General features: G+C 66.0%; 15 protein-coding genes and 1 pseudogene. 4 read left to right on the top strand and 12 right to left on the bottom strand.

Translation table 11 applies throughout. The features are described 5' to 3' along the window. The first annotated feature begins 150 nt into the window (after window positions 1–150). Entirely contained in the window at window positions 151–2,235 is a 2,085-nt protein-coding gene (locus ACX12D_RS28070; protein WP_459374325.1) for a putative bifunctional diguanylate cyclase/phosphodiesterase, read from the top strand. Window positions 2,236–2,272: 37 nt separating this feature from the next. Then, a pseudogene (locus tag ACX12D_RS28075) lies at window positions 2,273–2,521 on the top strand (transposase); the annotation flags it as partial. A 114-nt stretch (window positions 2,522–2,635) separates the two neighbouring features. Here the strand turns inward: ACX12D_RS28075 and ACX12D_RS28080 are convergent. Further along, window positions 2,636–3,079: a MarR family winged helix-turn-helix transcriptional regulator gene (locus ACX12D_RS28080; RefSeq protein WP_459374326.1), complete on the bottom strand. Its 444-nt coding sequence runs from the start codon at window positions 3,077–3,079 to the stop codon at window positions 2,636–2,638. Between the two features lie 151 nt (window positions 3,080–3,230). Between ACX12D_RS28080 and aceE the strand changes: the two genes are divergently transcribed. Further along, window positions 3,231–5,918, top strand: coding sequence for a pyruvate dehydrogenase (acetyl-transferring), homodimeric type (gene aceE / locus ACX12D_RS28085; protein ID WP_459374328.1), 2,688 nt, complete (start codon window positions 3,231–3,233; stop codon window positions 5,916–5,918). 94 nt (window positions 5,919–6,012) lie between these two features. Here aceE and ACX12D_RS28090 read toward each other — a convergent pair whose 3' ends face one another. The 10 genes from ACX12D_RS28090 to ACX12D_RS28135 form a co-directional block, all read right to left on the bottom strand. After that, window positions 6,013–6,525 carry an MlaC/ttg2D family ABC transporter substrate-binding protein gene (locus tag ACX12D_RS28090; protein ID WP_441636469.1) on the bottom strand — a complete coding sequence of 171 codons (513 nt, stop codon included), beginning with the start codon at window positions 6,523–6,525 and terminating at the stop codon, window positions 6,013–6,015. Window positions 6,526–6,862: 337 nt separating this feature from the next. Further along, a complete protein-coding gene (locus ACX12D_RS28095; protein ID WP_459374330.1) occupies window positions 6,863–7,927 on the bottom strand; it encodes a 2-aminoethylphosphonate aminotransferase in 1,065 nt (354 codons plus the stop codon). Then, window positions 7,928–9,109, bottom strand: a complete 1,182-nt coding sequence (gene aepY / locus ACX12D_RS28100; RefSeq protein WP_459374332.1) for a phosphonopyruvate decarboxylase — start codon at window positions 9,107–9,109, stop codon at window positions 7,928–7,930. Continuing rightward, a complete protein-coding gene (gene aepX, locus ACX12D_RS28105) occupies window positions 9,106–10,755 on the bottom strand; it encodes a phosphoenolpyruvate mutase (protein WP_459376547.1) in 1,650 nt (549 codons plus the stop codon). The genes aepY and aepX overlap by 4 nt, the downstream gene beginning before the upstream one ends. 53 nt (window positions 10,756–10,808) lie before the next feature. Then, window positions 10,809–11,573 (bottom strand): phosphocholine cytidylyltransferase family protein, encoded by a 765-nt coding sequence (locus ACX12D_RS28110; protein WP_441636310.1) that lies wholly within the window; start codon window positions 11,571–11,573, stop codon window positions 10,809–10,811. 32 nt (window positions 11,574–11,605) lie between these two features. Continuing rightward, complete coding sequence (locus tag ACX12D_RS28115) at window positions 11,606–12,613, bottom strand: flippase-like domain-containing protein (RefSeq protein ID WP_459374333.1); 1,008 nt, start codon at window positions 12,611–12,613, stop codon at window positions 11,606–11,608. Further along, the gene (locus ACX12D_RS28120; protein ID WP_459374334.1) at window positions 12,610–13,452 is read right to left on the bottom strand and encodes a HalD/BesD family halogenase; all 843 of its coding nucleotides are present in this window, start codon (window positions 13,450–13,452) and stop codon (window positions 12,610–12,612) included. Before ACX12D_RS28120 ends, ACX12D_RS28115 begins: the two co-directional genes overlap by 4 nt. Window positions 13,453–13,460: 8 nt before the next feature. Then, window positions 13,461–14,135, bottom strand: a complete 675-nt coding sequence (locus ACX12D_RS28125; RefSeq protein ID WP_459374335.1) for a CDP-alcohol phosphatidyltransferase family protein — start codon at window positions 14,133–14,135, stop codon at window positions 13,461–13,463. A gap of 405 nt (window positions 14,136–14,540) precedes the next feature. Continuing rightward, window positions 14,541–15,956, bottom strand: a complete 1,416-nt coding sequence (locus ACX12D_RS28130) for an amidase family protein (RefSeq protein WP_459374336.1) — start codon at window positions 15,954–15,956, stop codon at window positions 14,541–14,543. Between the two features lie 101 nt (window positions 15,957–16,057). Then, window positions 16,058–17,035 carry a Bug family tripartite tricarboxylate transporter substrate binding protein gene (locus tag ACX12D_RS28135; RefSeq protein ID WP_459374338.1) on the bottom strand — a complete coding sequence of 326 codons (978 nt, stop codon included), beginning with the start codon at window positions 17,033–17,035 and terminating at the stop codon, window positions 16,058–16,060. A gap of 212 nt (window positions 17,036–17,247) precedes the next feature. On the opposite strand from ACX12D_RS28135, the gene ACX12D_RS28140 reads away from it, so the two are divergent. Continuing rightward, window positions 17,248–18,153, top strand: a complete 906-nt coding sequence (locus ACX12D_RS28140; RefSeq protein WP_459374340.1) for a LysR substrate-binding domain-containing protein — start codon at window positions 17,248–17,250, stop codon at window positions 18,151–18,153. Between the two features lie 15 nt (window positions 18,154–18,168). Here ACX12D_RS28140 and ACX12D_RS28145 read toward each other — a convergent pair whose 3' ends face one another. Next, window positions 18,169–20,655 carry a penicillin-binding protein 1A gene (locus ACX12D_RS28145; protein ID WP_459374341.1) on the bottom strand — a complete coding sequence of 829 codons (2,487 nt, stop codon included), beginning with the start codon at window positions 20,653–20,655 and terminating at the stop codon, window positions 18,169–18,171. Between the last annotated feature and the right edge of the window lie 15 nt (window positions 20,656–20,670).

Genomic DNA, 20,670 nt, shown 5'->3' on the forward strand with positions numbered 1-20,670 from the left:
GGCGCCGATCTTTTTGGGGTTTCGACTAAACTTGCCCGCCATCTTGTCGATATGAGGGGCGTACTGGGGCTTTCCTTGGCGCGCTCGCTTGGCGCGTGCGCGCCGGGTGGCCTCCAGGCAGTTCCAAGTCAACGTCCAGAAAGGTCTTCCATGCACGCCGGTAGCTACAACAGTTTGCTTGTGCTGTTCTCACTGCTTGTCGCGATGCTGGCCTCCTACACGGCCCTGGACATGGCCGGGCGCATTGCCACCGCGCAAGGGCGCGCGGCCCACTGGTGGCTGGCGGGCGGCGCCTGCGCCATGGGCATCGGCATCTGGTCGATGCACTTCATCGCCATGCTGGCGTTCCACCTGCCGATTCCGCTGGGCTACGACCTGCCCATCACCGTGGCCTCGCTGCTGATCGCCATCGCGTCATCCGCGCTCGCGCTCTGGCTGGTGGGCAGGGAAACCTTGCCGTGGCGGCGCCTGGCAGGCGGCGCCTTGTTGATCGGCAGCGGCGTTGCCGGCATGCACTACACGGGCATGGCGGCACTGCGCATGGTGCCGGGCATCCACTACATCCCCTCGTTGTTCGTCCTGTCCGTGGTCATTGCGGTCGCGGCATCCGGCGCGGCGCTGTGGATCGCGTTCAACCTGCGGCGCGAGTCCGTCTGGGTGCGGCCCTTGCGGGCGGGCGCATCGGTGGTGATGGGCTCAGCCATCGCCGGGATGCACTACACCGGCATGGCGGCCGCGGAGTTTCCGATCGGCGTCGTCTGCGGCGCGGCGCGCGACGGCATGGACGCCGGCTGGCTGGCGGTGGTGATCATCGTCGTCACGCTGGCCGTGCTGGCGATTGCCCTGATCACCTCGGTGCTCGACATGCGCCTGGAAGCCCGCACCGCCATGCTGGCCATCTCGCTCGCCGAAGCCAACCAGGAACTGACCTACCTGGCGCTGCACGACAACCTCACCAAGCTCCCCAACCGCTTACTGCTGGAAGACCGGCTCGAGCAGGCGATCCAGGGGGCCACGCGGGAGAAGAGCCGCTTCGCCCTGATGTTCATGGATCTGGACGGCTTCAAGGCGGTCAACGACGCCTACGGCCATCCCATTGGCGACCAGTTGCTGGTGGAAGTCGCGCGGCGCATCGGCGCCAATGTCCGCTCGCAAGACACCATCGCACGGCTGGGCGGCGACGAGTTCGTGCTGCTGGCCAGCGTCAGCGAGCCGGCGGATGCTGCCACCCTGGCCGAGAAAGTGCTGAGCGCCATCCGCGAGCCCTTCCAGGTGGCCGGCCGCGAGTTGCGCGTCTCCAGCAGCATCGGCATCGCCATGTACCCTGGCGATGGCGAGCGCCAGCACGACTTGCTGACCAACGCCGACGCGGCGATGTATCACGCCAAAGCGCTGGGCCGCAACACCATCTGCTTCTTCGAAGCATCGATGAACGCCAACGTGCACGAGCAGCTTCAACTGGTGCAGGACATGCGCATGGCGCTGGAACGCCGTGAGCTGATCCTGCAGTACCAGCCCAAGCTCACCGCCCCCAGCGGCCCGATCGTCGGCGTGGAAGCCCTGGTGCGCTGGATGCATCCCACGCGTGGCCTGATCGCCCCGGACCAGTTCATCCCCCTCGCGGAGAAAACCGGCCTGATCGTGCCGATCGGGGACTGGATCCTGGACGAAGCCTGCCGGCAGATGCGGGCGTGGCGCAACGAGGGCCGCCCCGAGTGGACCATGGCGGTCAACCTCTCGGCGCTGCAGTTCCGGCACGCCAGCCTGATCGCGACCGTGCGCGACACCCTGGCCCGGCATGCGCTGGAGCCACGCTGCCTGACGCTGGAGGTCACCGAATCCACGGCGATGCGCGACGCGGATGCCAGCCTGCAGATCCTGCAGCAGCTCCACGACATGGGCGTGCGCATCTCGATCGACGACTTCGGCACCGGCTATTCGAGCCTGCTGTACCTCAAGCGGCTGCCTGCCAGCGAGCTGAAAATCGATCGCGGGTTCATCCGGGATCTGTCACGCGATACGGAGGATGCGGCCATTGTCTCGGCCATTGTGGCGCTGGGGCGCACGCTGAATTTGAATATCGTTGCGGAAGGGGTCGAAACGGCGAAGCAGCAGGAGTTCCTGACGCGGCTTGGATGCGATTCGCTGCAAGGCTTCCTGCTGGGACGGCCGATGTCCGCGGCGAACCTGATTGCATCGCTGTCCGACGACAATCTGCTGTTGGATGCCGGATGAAGAAGGCACCATGGGGCCGAGGCTGTGTGAAAACGCGAAGATATACATCTACGGCTACCTCAACCGTGTCCAATCCAGTCGTCGACTGGAGCGCGAATGCCAACGCAATATAGCGCTGATGTGGCTGACCGGTCGACTGGCGCCGGACTTCAAGACCATTGCAGACTTCCGCAGGGATAACGGTACAGGCATCCGAAACGTCTGCCGTCGTTTCGTTGTTCTGTGCCGTGATCTTAAGTTGTTCTCACAGGCTCTGGTCGCCATTGACGGTAGCAAGTTCAAGGCGGCGCCGGCGATGCACTAACCATTGAAGCGCCGTCGAACTTGCCCCAGGGATTGGACACATTGGATCCCTCCGCTTCGAGCCAGAAGCGTCACTGCACGAAAAGGGAGTTCAAACCTATTTCGGCCGTCCCGCTTTGGCGGCCGCCGCGTCCAGCGCGCGAGAAAACCGTTCGATGTCTTCCGGCCGGAACTGGGCCAGAAACAGTTCATTGACCGCCACCTCATAGACGCCCCACATCTTCTTGCGCAAGGCCTTGCCTTGCCGTGTGACGGACACGAACGCGGCGCGCCCGTCTTCCTCCGAACGGATACGGGTCACCAGTTCTTCGCGCTCCAGCCGGTCAATCAGGCGAGTCAGGTTGTACCGCTCGATGGCAAGTACATCGGCCAGCTCATGCATCCGCCTGCTTTCCTCCGGCCCGCTTTCAATCCCCCACAGCACGTCGTACCACGCGTAGACAGGCAGTCCAGCCTCGGCCAGACGCCGGTCCACCTCACGTATCAAGGCCCGGTGCGACCGTACGAACGAAAACCACAAATCCGGCTTCTCAGTCGACATGGCATCTCCAATAGTTGCAGTTGCAATTATGCCGCAGAGCGCTCAGAATACCCTAACGATTGCATTTGCAATTCATTCGGATCACGATGGCCCCGTCTACCCGACCGGGCCTGGTGCGAACCGAAGCCCCGTCAATCCCATGGAGACAGAGATGAATGCCCCGGTGTTGCCGCTACACGTATTGCCGCAGGATGTGGATCCGCAGGAAACCCAGGAATGGATCGAGGCACTGGCCGCCGTGACCGAAGTCGAGGGCCGCGAACGCGCCCACTACCTGATGCACCGCCTGCATGAATCGGACGCGGCCCGGCACGGGGATTTCCAAGGCGCGATCACGACGCCCTACGTCAACACGATTGCCGAATCGCGCGAGCAGCCGTATCCCGGCAACATCCAGATCGAGCGCCGACTGGCCGCCATGGCGCGCTGGAATGCCATGGCGATGGTGTTGCGGGCGGGCAAGCACTCCAACGTCGGCGGGCATATCGCCACGTATGCATCGGCCGCCGTGCTGTACGAGGTAGGTTTCCAGCATTTCTTCAGGGGTCAAACGGAGGCCTTCGCTGGCGACCTGGTCTATCTGCAGGGCCATGCATCGCCTGGCATTTACGCACGGGCCTTTCTGGAAGGCCGCATCGACGAAGCACAACTCGACAACTTCCGCCGCGAAGCAGGCCGCAATGGCGTGTCGTCGTATCCGCATCCGCGGCTGATGCCGGACTTCTGGCAGTTCCCCACCGTCTCGATGGGGCTTGGACCGATCACGGCGGCATACCAGGCGCGCGTCATGCGCTACCTCGAGGACCGACAGCTTGCCCCCACCCAGGGGCGCAAGGTCTGGGCATTCCTTGGCGACGGTGAAATGGATCAGCCTGAATCCCTGGCAGCCGTGGCCATGGCTGGGCGCGAGCGGCTTGACAACCTGATTTTCGTTGTCAACTGCAATCTCCAGCGACTCGACGGACCTGTCCGGGGCAATGCCAAGATCATTCAGGAGTTCGAGGGTCTGTACCGGGCGGCTGGCTGGAACGTGATCAAGGTGATCTGGGGCAGCGGCTGGGACCGCCTGCTGGCACGCGACACCACCGGCCTGCTGCGCCAGCGCATGATGGAGTGCGTCGATGGCGAATATCAGGCGTTCAAGTCGCAGGACGGGGCCTATGTGCGCGAACGTTTCTTCGGCAAATATCCCGCCCTGCTTGAACTAGTGGCCGACATGAGCGATGCCGATATCTGGGCGCTGACCCGTGGCGGTCACGATCCGGTCAAGGTCTTCAACGCCTACGCGGCTGCCACGCGGCATGTGGGACAGCCCACCGTCGTCCTGGTCAAGACCGTCAAGGGCTTTGGCATGGGTGAGGCCGGTGAAGGCCAGAATATCAACCACCAGTTGAAGAAGCTCAACGCAAACGCCGTACGCGCGTTCCGTGATCGATTCGAACTGCCGGTCAGCGATGACCAGCTCGACGAGATACCCTACCTGAAGCCCGCCCCCGAAAGCGTGGAGGCACGCTACCTGCACGGCCGACGCGCAGCGCTGGGCGGCCACATTCCAGCCCGGCATGCCGGCACGGGACCCATGGCACTGCCCCCGCTGTCGATCTTCGACACCCAATTGAGCGACTCCGGCACCCGTGGCTACTCCACGACGATGGCCTTCGTACGCATGCTTGGTACGCTGCTCAAGGACAAGTCACTGGGCCAGAATGTGATACCGATCGTTCCCGACGAATCGCGGACCTTCGGCATGGAAGGCATGTTCCGGCAGGTCGGTATCTATTCCCATGTCGGGCAACTCTACACGCCGCAAGACGCCGATCAGCTCAGCTACTATCGCGAGTCGCGCGACGGACAGATCCTGCAGGAAGGGCTCAACGAGTCCGGCGCGATGTCAGCGTGGATTGCTGCCGCCACCGCGTACAGCAATCATGGCGTCAACACCCTGCCGTTCTACATCTACTATTCGATGTTCGGCTTCCAGCGGGTGGGCGACCTGGCCTGGGCCGCCGGCGATGCCCGCGCGCGCGGCTTCCTGCTGGGCGCCACCTCGGGACGGACCACGCTCATGGGCGAAGGACTGCAGCACGACGATGGCCACAGCCACGTGCTGTCGTCGGTCATTCCCTGCTGCGTCTCATACGACCCCACCTTCGCCTACGAACTGGCAGTGATCGTCCATGACGGGATGCGCCGCATGTATGTGGATCAGGAAGACATCTTCTACTACATCACGCTGCTCAACGAGAACTACACGCACCCCGCCCTGCCGGCAGGCGTTGAAGCAGGCATCCTGCGCGGGTGGTACCCGCTGCGCTCCTCGGCGCCGACAGAGAAGCCCGTTGGCCGGGTGCAACTGGCGGGCAGCGGCGCCATCCTCAACGAAGTCATTGCGGCGGCGGAACTGCTGGCATCGGATTTCGGCATCGCCAGCGACATCTGGAGCGCCACGAGCCTGACGGAGTTGCGCCGCGACGGCCTGGCAGCCGAGCGTTGGAACTTGCTTCATCCCGAGGCCAGGCCGCGCGTGCCCTACGTCCAGCAATGCTTGGCCGACCGGGAGGGACCGCTCGTAGTGGCCACTGACTACATGAAAATTGTGGCCGACCAAATCCGTCCGTTCATCGGACAACGTCGCATGGTGGCATTGGGAACCGATGGCTTTGGGCGATCCGACACGCGCGAGGCACTGCGAAGCTTCTTTGAGGTGGACCGGCACTTCGTTGTCCTGGCCGCGCTCAAGGCCCTGGCGGATGACGGCGCGCTGCCGCTCGCCGCGGTCGCCCAGGCCATCCAGCGCTACGGGGTGGCGGAAGACAAAGTCGATCCGTCCTTCGGTTAAGCGTCGGTTGATGTGCTGCTGTCGAGAATGCAGGCAACGAGTATTGCCCGGTCCTCGGCGGCAGTTCTCGGGCCATTAAACGACGCGGGGTACCTCACGCCGCATTATGAGTGGCCAAATACTTGACCAGGCCCTCAATTCCCCCCTTGGCCACGATATCCGCGAACTGCTTGCGATAGACCTCGATCAACCAAGCCCCGCTCATATTGATATCGTAGATCGACCACCCCGCCGCGCCGCGCTGCAGCCGATAATCGATCTGCACCACATCCCCGTTGTTCAGCACGCTGGTCTCCACCACCACATCCTTGCCCGCGGTCCGCGGCGCCTTGTAGCGAAACTTCAGCGTCTGCTCGCGCACTTGTGAAAGGGACAAGGCGTAGCTGCGTACCAGCAGCGTCTGGAACTGCTCGTAAAGCTGCTTCTGCTGCTCAGGCGTGGCATTGCGCCAGGCGCTGCCGACCGCAAGCCGGGTAGTGCGCTGGAAGTCGGTATAAGGCAGGAACTGCCGGCGCACCACGGCCGTGATCTTGTCCAGATCGCCGTTGCGGGTGTCGGGGTTGGCCTGGATGGTGGTGAGTACGCCTTCGACGGCGGCGCGGACCATGCGATCCGGGGAGGAGCGGTCAACGCTCACGGCTGCGGGATTCTCGCCAGGTGTCGCGGCCGGCGCGGTGGTGGGCAAAGATGCGCCAAGGACAAAGATAAAGCCGGCGCAAACCGCGAGCACGGCGGCGTTGCATCCCGCACGGGCAAAGCGAAGGCGGAAGCGGCGAGGCATCGCAATGATCCTCCACGAACAAGATGCGCCACCTGGGAACCCGGGGACCCGCATCTCTTGCCTAATGCTAGTGCTTTGCCGCCAAAAATAAAATGACGAAAACGACAGTGGCCGGCGCGCACCGCGCACCGGCCAACAGGCACCAACAGGCACAAACAGGCAATTACTGCGTCAGCGCCTTGAAACCCTGCAACAAGCGCTCGATGTCATCCATCTGGATATTGCCCATCGTGGAAATGCGGAACAACTCGGCCGACAGCCCGCCCTGCCCCGCATAGATGACAAAACCGCGCTCCTTCAGGCCGTCGTGCAGCTGGGGATACGACAAGCCGGCTGGCAAGCGGTAGGCCCGCAGCACCACCGAGGACTGGTCCGAGGGCCACAGGGCCGGCATGCCCAGGGCCTCAAGCCCGGCGCGCGCGCGTTCCGCAAGGGCCGCATAGCGCGCATGGCGGGCGCGCCAGCCACCCTCGTCTGCCAGTTCGCGCAGCGCTTCCACCAGCGCGTAATAGGCATGCACCGACGGCGTGAACGGTGTATTGCGCTGGTCCTGCAAGCGCGCGAGCCGCCCGAGATCCAGGTAATACGTCCGGCTGGCGGCTTGCTCCAGCGCGCTGCGCCGCACAATAACGAACGATGCGCCCGGCACGCCATGCAGGCACTTGTTGGCCGTGGCCGCCACCGCGGCGATGCTGCCGCCGAAATCGATCGCCTCGGCGCCGAAGCTGCTCACGCCATCCACCAGCAGGCGCACGTCCCGCGCGCGGCACAGTGCGTCCAGTGCCTGGAGGTCGTTCAGGCGGCCGGTGGTGGTTTCATGATGGATCACCGCCACGTGCGTGATCGCGCGGTCCGCGTCTAGCGCGGCGGCAATGCGGGCAAGATCAGGCGCCTGCATCCAGTCGTGCGCAACGACCTCATGGGCGATGCGGTACTGCGTGGCAATCTGCGTAATGCGCTCGCCGTACACACCGTTCTGGACGATCAGCAGCTTGCCTTGCTCGGGCACCAGCGCGGCGATCATGCTCTCCACCGCCGCCGTGCCGGAACCGGTCATCAGGACCGCGGCCCACTCGGCGGGATCCAGTTCGTAGATGTCCAGCAGGCGTGCGCGGGCTTCGTCCTGCAGGTCGAAGAACTCGCTTTCGCGGTGGCACAGGTCGGGCTGCAGCAAGCTTTGGCGGACACGTTCCGAGAGGGTAACGGGGCCCGGATTGAGTAGCAGCATTTACTTCCCTCCTTGGTCGGCACCGATGTGTCGCGCCAGGCGCGTCTTCACATCGACCGGGGTGATGGTCGGGCGCGGCAGGCCGTCCGGCGTGCCGGCGCTGATCGTCAGCGCGACAAAACGCGGGCCGGCGGTGCTCGCCGGCGCGGCCGTGAGCGTCTGGTCGAGCAGGTCGAGCTGGTCGCCCTCGGCCGCCGACGCATAGCCGCAGGCGGACGCCACGCCGGCAAACGAGACTTGGTGCGACACGGTCGCCTGTCCGCCGGTGGAGTCATGGGCGCCGTTGTCGAGCAGCACATGCGTGAGGTTGCCCGGGCCATAGGCGCCGAGCGTGGCGAACACGCCCATGCGCATGAGCGCCGCGCCGTCGCCGTCCACGGCGACCACGTCGAGGTCCGGACGCGCGAGTGCAAGGCCTAGCGCGAAGGGCGTGAGGCAGCCCATCGAGCCCACCATGTAGAGCTGGTTGGCACGGTCGTCGAGCGCGTAAAGCTCACGCCCGCAGAACCCGGTCGATGCCAGCACCACGGTCTTGTCCATTGGCGTATGCGCGATCACGCGTTGCAGCGCGTCGCGGCGCGTAGGCAGGCCATCGCGCGATGCGCCCTGCACACCCAAGCGCGGCGTGCACCTGGGGCGCGGCGTGGGCCGCTCCTGCTGCTTCAGCGCATACGGCGCGACGCTGCCCTTTTGCATCACCAGCGCGTACGGACGGCCCGTGGCATCCATATGCGCCACCGCGCGATCCAGCGCCGGGCCAACCTCGGCCGGGTCGGTCGGGAAGGTCTCCCACGGGATTTCCATGGTGTCGAGCATCGCCGGGGTGACCGGGCCCATCAGCGCGTGCTGCGGTTCGTCAGCCACGCCCGGCTGTCCGCGCCAGGTCACGATCAGCAACTGCGGCAGGCGAAACGTCCATGTGAGCGAGGTCAGCGGGCTGACCGCATTGCCCAGGCCGGAGTTCTGCATCATGGTGACGCCACGGCGGCCGCCCTGCGCGCCCAGCGTCACGCCGGCGATCAGCGCCACCGCATCGCCCTCGTTCGCCGCCGACACGTAGTGCAGCGACGGATCCTGCATCACGTAGTTGATGAACGGCGTGAGATACGAGCAGGGCACCCCGGCATACCAGTCGAAGCCGCGCGCACGCGCGGCCTCGACAAACTGTGCCGCTTCGATCATCGGGCTTCCTCGGCGTCCGTGCCGCCGACCGCGAACGGGGTCTGCGTATGCGCGAAATCGCCCGCGCGGCGGAAGTCGTCGAGGTCGTTCACGCCGCGCCAGTGGCCGTGCACATACTTCACTTCGATCTCTTCGCCGGCTTCGACCAGCGCGTTGAGCAGCGCGGGCATGTCCAGCGTGTTGAAGTCGTCGCGCTGGCGCAGTTCGGCAACCAGCTTCTGCAGCCGCGCGCGGCCCTCGCCGCGCACGTTCAGCAGGCCGATCCAGCGGCCGTGCGGTGCCTGGGCCTGGGCGGCGCCCGGCTCCTGGCCCTTGCTCGACACATGGCGCAGCAGGATCTTCTGGCCGAACAGGTCGCGGTCGTCGGGCGCGGAGCAATAGGCGAAATCGCGCACGCTCTGGTTCGACTCCGTGGTCAGCGACGAGTCCACCACCACGCTGAACGGCGCGTCGCTCTCCAGCAGGTCGCGCAGGATATAGCTGCGGAACAGCAGGTCGCCATAAGCGATCACGGTATCCGTCTGCAAGCCGTCGACGGCGCACGCCAGCGAGGCCAGCTCTCCGGTCTGGGCGTACTGCTCGTTGACCACCAGCTTGATGCCGGCCGTGTCGATGGCCTTGGCCTGGTAGCCGCCCACCACGGTGATGTCGTTGATCGACTGCTTCTTGAACGCGTCCACCAGCCAGCGCAGCAACGGCTTGCCGGCCACGGGCAGCATGACCTTGGGACGGTCCTCGGTGAGGGGCTCCAGGCCCGTGCCGCGGCCGGCCGCCAGCACCACCGCCGCGCCCGGCGCTTGCGAGCCGGACAGGTAGATCTTCTCGGCGGTCGAGTATTCGTCGGCGTCCTGCAGGCGGAAGATCTCGTTGACGGTGGCGATGCGGTCTTCCACGTTGACCAGCGTCTCGCTGTCGTGGATTTCCTTGGCCACGGCCTGCATCGAGGATGCCGCCACGCGGATCAGGTGGTTGGCCCAGATCACCACGCTGATGCCGGCCTTGCGGAAGGCTTCGGTCGGGGTGCTGTAGTACTTGGTCGGCACGATCACCAGCGGGCCTCGGCCGGCCCACTCGCGCGCGAACTGCAGGATTTCGTCCGGGCGCGACAGCTTGCTGTGGATCAGGATGGCGTCGGCGCCGGCCTGGCGATAGGCCTCGGCGCGGCGCAGGGCTTCATCCATGCCCCAGCCTGCGATCAGGGCTTCCACGCGGGCGACGATGGAGAAGTTGTCGTCCGACTGCGAATCCTTGCCGGCCTTGATCTTGCCGCAGAACTCATCGATCTCGGCCAGCGGCTGGCGCTCGCCGTCGATGAAGCTGTTGGTCTTGGGAAACTGCTTGTCCTCGATGCACACGCCGGCAATGCCGCGCTGCTCGAGCTTGCGCACCAGGCGGCGCACATTGTTGAAGTTGCCATAGCCGGTGTCGCCGTCCAGCAGGATCGGCAGGTCGCTGGCGTCGGCCATGAACTCCAGCGTGTCGACCACCTGGGTCCAGCTGGCTTCGTTGTTGTCGCGCACGCCGTACTGGGCGGAGATCGCCAGGCCCGAACCCCAGATGGCCTTGAAACCGGCCTCGCGCACGATGCGCGCGGACAGCCCGTTGTGGGCTTCCATCATGAATTCCAGCTCGTTGCCGACAATCATCTGGCGCAGCCGGGCGCTGCGCGAGGCAGTTGAGAAAACCGGGTCAATCGCGTTCACTGTGCTACTCCCACAATCGGCTGAAGTTCGGGCAGGACTTCGTCGCGCGCGCGCGCCACGTCGTTCGGGAAATCGATCTCGATCCAGGGTGCGCCGCTCACATCGGCGACATCGAATACGTGGCCGCCTTCGAGCAGCAGGTCGCGCACCGCTTCTTCGTGCGGCATGTTCGAGCGGCCGCTGTCGACATAGCCCTGGACGATCTGCGCCAGGCGGCGCGCGGTCTGCTCCTGAAAGCGGAAGAAACCGACCGACTCGCCAATGGTGTCGTACTCCAGGCCAACCGCGAGCTGCTTGCGCAGCTCCACCGGCACACCGTTCTTCAGGCACAGCTTGACGGGTTCGTCGCCGGCTTCGAAATCGCGGTCGATCAAGAGGCGGTTGGTGGTGCCGCCCGCCACCAGCGCGCTGAGGATGCGCTCGTCGTAGAGCACGTCCGCATCCATCAGCAGGACGTCGCCGCCACGCGTGAGCGCATCGGCCACCGTGTGCACGGTCAGCACGCTGCCCAGGTCGTAACGCGGGTTCAGCACGATCTCCGGATAGGGGTCGCGCCCCAGCCGTACCAGTTCGGCTTCGACGTGTTCCGGCTGGAAGCCCAGCGCCAGCACGATCTCGTCCACCCCGGCCGCGTCGAGCATGCGCAGATGCCGCTCCAGCAGGGTGATGCCCTCAAAACGCAGCAGGCACTTGGGGAATTGCTCCCCGGGTTGTTGCTGAAGTCGCAGGCCTAGGCCCGCGGCAAGGATGATTGCTCGCATTCGTTCTCCGCACCCATGCAAATTGCCATCGATCAATCGGCGGCCTGCTGCACACCTGCTGCACGCCGCCGTTGGAATTTTCGTTCACTCAAATGTAAATACAGCAGCCCGGGCGCGCCGAGCCCGATCTCGCGGGCGCGCTTTGCCAGGGACAGAGCCAGCGCCGCATCCGGCGGCAGGCCGACGATGGGCGCCAGCAGCAGGTAGCCGCCTTCCTGCGCGCCCAGCGAGCCGGGAATGGCAAACGCCGCGCCACGGATCGCCTGCCCCACGCTCTCCAGCAGCAAGGCGTCGAGCCAGCTGACGGGATGCCCGAGGAAATGCAGGGCCAGCCAGACCTCGCCCGTGCCGACCAGCCAGCCCACCAGGCTCAGCGCGAAGGTGGACGCCACCTTGCGGCGGTCGCGGTACATGCCTTGCACGGCCGCGTCCACGGCATCGGCGCGCATGGTCAACCCCGACCAGTCGCGCTTGCCGAATACCTTCGACAGCAGGCGCAGCACCCGGCCAAACAGGCCACGCTTCTGCACCACGTAGAAACCCGCTATGCATAGCGCAAGCACGGCGGTGACGACCAGGGTCGGTGTGCGCAGGTCCGCAAGCGCGTCGTGCCCGCCATACAGGCCGAACAGCGCCAGGCCGATGAAGGCGAACACCATCTGCGCCAGCGCCTGCATGGTGGTGCTCACCGTGATGGCCGCGGCGGCGTCGCGCATGCGCGCACCGCGCTGCGCCAGGTAGCGCACCATCAGGACCGGGCCGCCGATCTGCCCCGCGGGCAGCAGGCTGTTGACGGACTCGCCGGCCCAGCGCGCCAGCAGCGCGTCGCGCATGGTGCCGTGGCCGGCCCGGCGGTCGAACAACACGTAGATGGCGCCGGCGTCCAGCACCAGCGGCAGCAGGTGGAACGCGGCGACCAGCACCAGGCCCCAGCCGGCCGACATAAACGTCGACGCGACGGAGCCAAATCCCTGCCAGGCGAGCAGCGCGACAAAGAGCGCCGCGCCGATCGACAGGAAAAGCATGGCAGCACGGGTCATGGGCGGGGCTTCTGGCCCGGCACCAGTCTCTTGAACACTTGCCGGAAGCCGAAATAGGCAACCGCGTCCTTCATATTGGAGATGAAGCGCAGCCACGGGCGCATGCCCGGATCGGTCACGTACTCGAACGTCAGCGACACGCGCATTTCGTTGGCGCCGGCCGGCGTGATGCGGTGGCGCAGCTTGTCGCCATCGAAGAACACCAGCCCGCCGGGCGTGGTCTGCACCGAGCCGGGCTCGTCGGGCACTTGCGCGTCGCGCGTGTGCAGTTCGTAGTCCAGGCGGCATGACGATTCCTCGATCACGCCCAGCAGCAGCGTGTAGCGGCGGCCGTCGTAATAAGAGGTGTCGTAGTGCCAGCCAATGTGGTCACCCTGGCGCGTGTAGTAGTACAGCGCGTAGGCATGGGGATCGGAGTCGGGAGAGACCAGCAGCTTCTCGCCGCACATCTGCTCCAGCCAGCCGATCAGCGCCTTCGACCGGTACAGCTCGGCGATAAACGGCGCGAGCTCGTCGATGGTGTGGCGGCTGACGCTGCCGCCCTGCTTGTGGCCGGGCAGGTAATTGCGGTTGATCTGCGGCACCAGCGCGCGGGCGCTGGCCACCAGTTGCGCGGTGACTTCCGGCGCCAGGAACTCCTCCAGGTGCAGGAAGGCGTCCTGGCGCACGAAATCGGCGCGCAGCTTCGCGTTGTCCAGCCTGGCGGTGCGGCTGGCCACCGCGGAATCGGGGTCGGGCGTGCCGGCTTGCGTAGCCGGCTTCGGACGCGGCGAAGCCGTTGCGGCGGACGGGACGGACGGGGCGTCCAGCGTGATGTCGTTGGTAGCTTGCTCGCTCATCGGGGTCCTCAGATCTTCGTCGAAGTCGGAGCCGTGGCCGGCTGGGGGCGCCGCACGACGCGCCAGTAGTCGATGACGACCCAGGCCGCGAACAGGGGCGCACCGATCGACGCCGCCGTCAGGAACGGCGCGATGCCGCTGGTCAGCGTCACCAGCGGAAGCAGGTAAAGCACGTCTTCGGTCTCGAATCCGGCCGCAGATGCCTGCTTCGTCCCGCTTTTCCCCACGCGCTCTTCAATACGCATGCGGAGAAAGAAGATCAGCGCCACTGCCACGCCCGCCAACGTGCCTTGCAGCACCGGCGACAGTGCCGCGGTGGAGGGCTGCTCCGAAATAGCCACGCCCATGCCCACGAACAGCAGCACCGTAATCAGGGCATCGCTCGCCAGGTCATAAAAATGGCCTATCTTGCTGGATTTGCCGCTAATTCGCGCCAGTTCGCCGTCCGTATGGTCAACGAAGTTGGAGATCACGATCAGCAGTGCCCCGTAATTCGTCCACGCATAACCGCCCTGCATCAGGCAGGCAACGCCGGCGAGGCCAATCAGCAGCCGCAGCGTGGTCAGGTGGTTCGGGGTGATCCAGGAGTCCTTGAGCGGGCGCACAAGCGCGCGCGCCAGACGGGCGTCCCAGGTACGTGGAGCGGGAGGCTCGCCGCGAGAATTCTTTGGATTGTTGTTCATCGGGAAAAAGGTCCACCGGCAGGAAAGCGGCTGCGCGGCAGGCATACTAGCGCCGCTTCCCGCACTTTGCATTGCGGGAACACAACAGCCAGGCCAGCCGGATCGCTTTACAGGGATACCGCCGTCAAACCGCTATGTTAAGCGATGTGGCCGGCAACGGTACGCGCCCTGCGCCGGATTGGCAACCCTGGACCACATTGCGGCGCCCTTCCTCACTGGATGCGAGGCGAACCGTGAGCACGTTCCTGCCGCGTGGGGCCAGGGGGTGTCACTCCCATGCGGCGTGCCTTTTTCAACCTGGACCTCAGACCCTTGAAGTTGTCGTTAAGCCACCGAAATCGTCCGCCGGGCACTGGGCAGCAAACCTGCAGTCAATCTGGCCACCCCACCCCCAAAACCCCCAGTTCATTCCGCGGCCCGGCACGGATCGACCGGCACCAGGCAGCCAGCGCGCGCCTCGATGGCCTCCCCCGCTGCCAGGCACAGGTCCTCCCGGAAGCGGCCCGCCACCAGCTGGACCCCCATCGGAACGCCCTCCACCAGCCCGGTCGGCACCGACAGCCCGGGCAGGCCCAGGATGGCGGTGGCCAGCAGCGGGCTTTGCGCATCGAGGATGCGGCGCATGGCGTCATCGCCTTGCTGGTCCTCGTCGACAGGGAACGGCGGCTGCCAGGAGACCGGCATCAGAAGTAGCGGATAGCGCGCAAAAAACGCCTGCCATTCGCGCAGTAGCGCGGATCGCTGCGACAGCGCTGCCATGTATTCCGTCAACCCGAGCCGGGGGGCGTGCGCACGCATGCTGGCGAATGCCTTGCGCATGGGGGCATCGCCATGCTCCCCGACGGACTGCTCCACCCCCGCCCTGGCCTCGTTCAAGGTCAGCGCGAGCCATAGATCTGCCGCCTCGCGCAGCCGCGGCGGGGCAACCTCCTCGACGACGCAGCCCGCCTGCTCCAGCCAGCGCGCTGCCTGCCTGACGGCATCGGTCACCGCCGGCGACGCCGCATAAGCCGGCAACTCGGCGCAAACGGCCACGCGCGCGGGGAATCCGCCGGCGCCGGCCAGGGGCGCCGGTACCCACCAGGGGTCTCTCGGATCCGGCGCGGCCATGGCGGCGAGGCCCAGCCTCAGGTCCGCGACATGCCGCGCCAGCGGCCCTTGGACCGAGCTGATCTGCATGCCCAGGGTCCGCTCCTTCGCTTGCGACGGATTGAACGCCGGCACCCGCCCCAGGCTCGGCCGCAGGCCGGGCACGCCACAGGCATACGCGGGATAGCGGATCGATCCGCCCTGGTCGTTGCCGTGGGCAAGCGGCCCGATACCCGCCGCCACCGCAGCCGCGGCGCCGCCGCTGGAGCCACCCGGGGTGCGCCCCAGGTCCCACGGATTCACCGTGCGGCCATGCAGATCGTTATCGGTGAACCAGCGCATGGAAAACGCCGGCGTATTGGTACGGCCGATGACGATGGCACCGGCGTTGCGCAGGTTCGCCACCACCGGGCTGTCGGCGCGGGCCAGCACGTCGCGGTAGGCGCCCACGCCGTTGGTGGTGGCGCAACCTTCCTGGTCCACGTTGACCTTCACGGTAACGGGAACGCCATGCAGCGGGCCAGTCGGATCCCCCCTCGCGATGGCCGCGTCGGCGCTCGCTGCTGCCTGCATGGCCTGCGCGGCCAGCACTTCCACCACGGCGTTGATCCGCGGATTCACCTGCTCCAGCCGGGCCAGGCAACTGGCAACGGCCTGCTCGCACGAAACCTCGCGCAGACGGATACGGCTGGCCAGGTCGACGGCGCTCCAGCGCCAGATTTCGTTGCTCATCGGGCTTCTCTCCTTTCAGTTCTGCCAGGTACTTCAGGTACTTCAGGTACTCCAGTACTGCTATATCGTTGCTGCATGCTGCGATGGCAGGCATGCTCGCTTCAATCCGCCCTGACCCCGGCGCGCTTGACCATCGCTGCCCACTTAGGCACCTCGTGATGGATCAGTGTCGAGAATTCGGCGGGCGTGGAAGGCATCGCATCCACCGACAGCGATGCGTTGGCCCGTACTACCGCCGGATCCTTCAGCGCGTTGTTAAGCGCCGTATTGAGCTTGCGGATCACGGCCTTGGGCGTGCCCGCCGGGGCGATCAGCCCGCCCCAGGCAACGACTTGGAAACCCTTTATGCCGCTTTCATGGATGGTGGGCACGTTCGGCAGTACCGGCGCGCGTTGCAGGCTGGTGACCGCAAGCGGCTTGACGCGGCCGGACTGGACAAACTGCAGCACGCCGGAGATGTTGTCGATCATGATGTCGACCTGCCCGTTGACCATGTCGCCGAGGGCCTGGGCGCCGCTCTTGTAAGGCACGTGCAGCATGAAGGTGCCAGTGTTCGCCTTGATCAGTTCGCCCGCCAGTTGCCCCGCGGAGCCGACGCCTGGCGAGCCCATCACCACCTTGCCGGGATACTTGCGGGCATAGGCGATCAGTTCCTCCAGGTTGCTGGCCGGGAAGTCCTTGCGCGCGATCAGCACGTAGGCATTGCTCACAGCCAGCCCGACCGGCTCGATATCCTTCTCCGGATCGTAGGGCAGCCGGGTGTAGAAGGCGCGGTTGATGGCCAGCGTTACCAGGTTGCCATAGCCGATGGTGTAGCCGTCCGGCGCCGACGTGGCCACCACCTGCGTACCCACGATGCCGCCCGCGCTGCCGCGGTTGTCCAGCACCACGGGCTGGCCCAACTCCCGCCCCATGACTTCGGCAATAGGACGCATGGTGACGTCCACCCCGGAGCCGGCCGCGTAAGGCACGATCAGCTTGATCGGGCGCTCTGGCCACTCCGCGCGGGCGACGGTGGCGGCAGCAAGCAGGCCGAAGAGAAACAACACGCGCAAAGCCGGGTGGAGCCTCGATCTCATGAAAGGTCCTTGGGTTCTGTTGCAGGTTTGATGCAGGCTTGATGCATACCGCCATCGCCACGGATGCCCTGGAGGGCCAGGGCCCGGCGCTGTGCGTGCAGACAAAGCGTAAGCATTCGACGTGAAAACCGGTAGACTAAATATTCTTCTTACTGACAATCTAAAGTTGTCACCAAGAACGGCAAGACGCACTCACCGGATCCGGATACGCCATGAAAGATCACCACCTGAAAGCCTGGCTGCGGCTGGTCGAAACCGGCAGTATTCGCGGCGCCGCGCGCAGCTTGCATCTCAGCCAGGCGGCCATCACCAAGGCGGTGAAGGAACTGGAAGAAGACCTCGATGCGCCGTTGATCGTGCGCAGCTCACGGGGCGTCACGCTCACCGAGTGCGGGCATCAGCTCACCTTGCGCGCCCGCATGGCACAGGCGCAACTGGCGCTGGCGCGCCAGGATATCCGGCAGTTGCAGGGGGGGAATACCGCGCGCGTGGCGGTGGCGGTCACGCCGATGGCATTCCTCAGCGTGCTGCCGGACGTATTGCGGTCTTTCCGGCGCAGCATGCCCCTGGCCGACGTCACGATCGAGGAAGGACTGATGCCGCTGGTGCTGCCGGCCCTGCGCGAAGGCGCGGTGGACTTTGCCGTGGCTGCGCCAGTACGTGAAACGGTAGCCAGCGACCTCAGCTTTGAGCCCCTGCTTTGCCTGGAGATGATGCTGGCGTGCCGGCGCGGGCATCCGCTGGAACACGCCACGCAGTGGAACGAGCTGTTGGAATGCGAATGGCTGATGCACCTGTCGCCCGGCAGCCAGCACACGCACTTCCTGGAGAAAATCCACGAAAAAGGACTGCCGGCACCCCGGCGCATCATCAAGGCCAATACATTCGGCGTGAGCTGGAACCTGTTGACGCACAGCGACGCTCTGCTGACCTGCCCCGCCGGCATGCTGAAGGTGGCGCCCTACGGCGACCAGGTCAGCCGCATCCCCCTGGCCATGACCCTGCCGCAAATCACGCTCGGCATCCTTACGTTGCGCGATAACCCGCTGTCGCTGGCTGCGACGCGGCTTGCCGATCTGTTCCGGAGCGCGATCGCCAGCGACGCTCGGCTTGCATGAGCGCGATGCCCAGCGTCAGGGCACTCTGCCTTCGCCTGCCGGCGCCGCGGCCGCATCCTGCGCGGAGGTGGCAGCGCCGGCTGTCGGCGTCTCCCGCACACGCGGTGCGCCCGGCAAGGCCTCGGCGGGCGAGCTCGCCGGCGAACTTGCAGGTGCCGGGCCCGGCACGGCATCCGCGAGTTCCCGCCCGAAAGGCGCACTGGCGCCGCCCGGCGGCAGCGTCGATGGTGCTGTCGGCACCACCTCGCTAGCCACCACCGCCGGCGCCGTTTCCGTTGCGTTTCCCGTTTCGTTTCCCGGCGCTGGTGCCGCGCGCTCGGCGCGCCGGGGTGCTGGCGCGGCTTCCGGCTTAGGCGTGGTGCCGAACCATCGCTGGTACCAGCCGCGTATCGTCCAGCCCAACGCTTCAAAGAGGCCGGTCTCCTTGTGCTCCACGAAGCGGACGTTCGCATCGATCATGCGGGACCGCAGCGAACGCTGGAAGAAGTCGCCCACCATCGGCAGCGCGCTGTGCGCGCCCTGGCCCCAGTAGTCGCTGCGCAGCGTCACCCGGCTGTCGTTGAACCCGACCCAGGCACCAGCTACCAGCTGCGGATGCATCAGGATGAACCAGCCATCGGCGTTGTCCTGCGTGGTGCCGGTCTTGCCGGCGACATCCGCGCGAATGCCGAAGCGCGTGCGGATGCTCGCGCCGGTGCCGCGGTCGATCACGCCGCGCATCACGTCAAGCAGCGTCTGCACGGTGGCAACCGGCAGTGCCTGCTCGGGCGACGCGGGGCGGAACGTCTCCAGCACCTCGCCCTTGCGGTCTTCGATGCGCGACACCATCACCGGCTCCAGGTAGGCGCCCTGATTGGCGATGGTGCCGTAGGCGCTGACCATTTCCTTCAAGGTGACCGGGCTGGTGCCCAGCGCCAGCGAGGGCACGGGATCGAGCCGGCTTTGCCGCACGCCCATGGCGCGCGCCAGCTTGGCCACCTTGGCCGGCCCAACGCCCTGCATCAGTTGCGCGGTGATGGTGTTCTTGGAATACACCAGGCCGTCACGCAGGCTCATGGCACGCCCGCTCGGAGGGCCATCGTCGGAGGGCCGCCAGACCTCGCCGCCAGCAAGCGGGATTTCCACGGCCTGGTCGACGAAGGTGTCGTCAGGCTTGGCACCTTGCTCGAACGCGGCGCCATACACGAACGGCTTGAACGTGGAACCCGGCTGGCGCTGCGCCTGCTGGACATGGTCGAAGGCATCCAGGGTGAAGTCGCGGCTGCCTACCCATGCCTTGATCTCACCGGTGCGCGGGTCCAGCGCGAGGAAGCCGGCCTGGATGCGGGTCTTGGACTGGCGCAGCGCCTGCATGAAGGCGTTGTCCGCCAGCAGCTGCTTCATGGCCGCCTCGGGTGTCTGCCCGGACTCCCTGGCCGAGCGGTAGGCCGGTGTCTCGCGCACAAAGGCCTGTACCAGATCCTTGTTGGCCGCCCAGCCGGAGCGCGGCGCCCACGCCGCGTCGGCGATGCCTTGCAGCTGGTTGCCCTGGCGCGCCACCGCCTGGTTGGCCAGCGCCTGCAAGCGCGAATCGATGGTGGTGCGCACCACCAGCCCGTCGGTGTAGATGTTGTAGTCGTTGCGGTCCGCCCAGGTGATCAGCCATTTGCGCAGCTGCTGGGCGAAGTGCGGCGCCGGGCCGGGCGGCTCGGTCTGCCGCTCGAAGTCGATGCGCAGCGGGCGCTTCTTCAGCAACTCGTACTTCGCCGGCTCCAGCTTCTGGTACTTGACCATCTGCGCCAGCACGGTATTGCGCCGCTGCACGGCGCGCTCGGGGTTGATGACGGGGTTGTAGTAGCTGTTGCCCTTGAGCATGCCGATCAGCGTGGCGCTTTCCAGCACGTCCAGCCGGCCGGCGGATTTATCGAAGTAGGTGCGCGCCGCCATCTCGATGCCGTAGGCGTTGTACAGGAACGGCACGGTGTTGAGATAGGTCTCGAGAATCTCGTCCTTGGTGTAGAGCGCCTCGATCTTCAGCGCCGTGATGGCTTCCTTGAGCTTGCGCGTGAGCGTAGGCGCGCGGCCGATCTCGTCGGGATAGAGATTGCGGGCCAGCTGCTGCGTGATGGTGGAGCCACCTTGCCGGTCGCCGGAGAAGGTATGCAGCGCGGCCGAGCCCATGCGGCGCCAGTCCAGGCCGAAGTGCTGGTAAAAGCGGTGATCCTCGGTGGCGATCAGCGCGGTCGTCACATTAGGCGAGATATCAGCCAGGCGGACCCATTCGCGGTTGGCCCACTTGAACACGGCCAGCGGCTTGCCATTGGCCGACAGGATCTGCGCGGGCTGGTCGGACTTGGCCTTGCGGATATCGCTGATGCCTGGGGTGAAGGGAATCAGCACCAGCACATAGAGCAGGAACAGCACCGGCACGGCGGCCACTGCCTTGGCCACGCCGCGGCGCGTGGGGCGCCGCAGGCGGGCAAGCCGCTCGGCGGCCAGGGTTTTGATCTGGGCCAGATTCATGAAGCGAGCAGCATG

The organism is Cupriavidus sp. PET2-C1 (assembly GCF_054515855.1).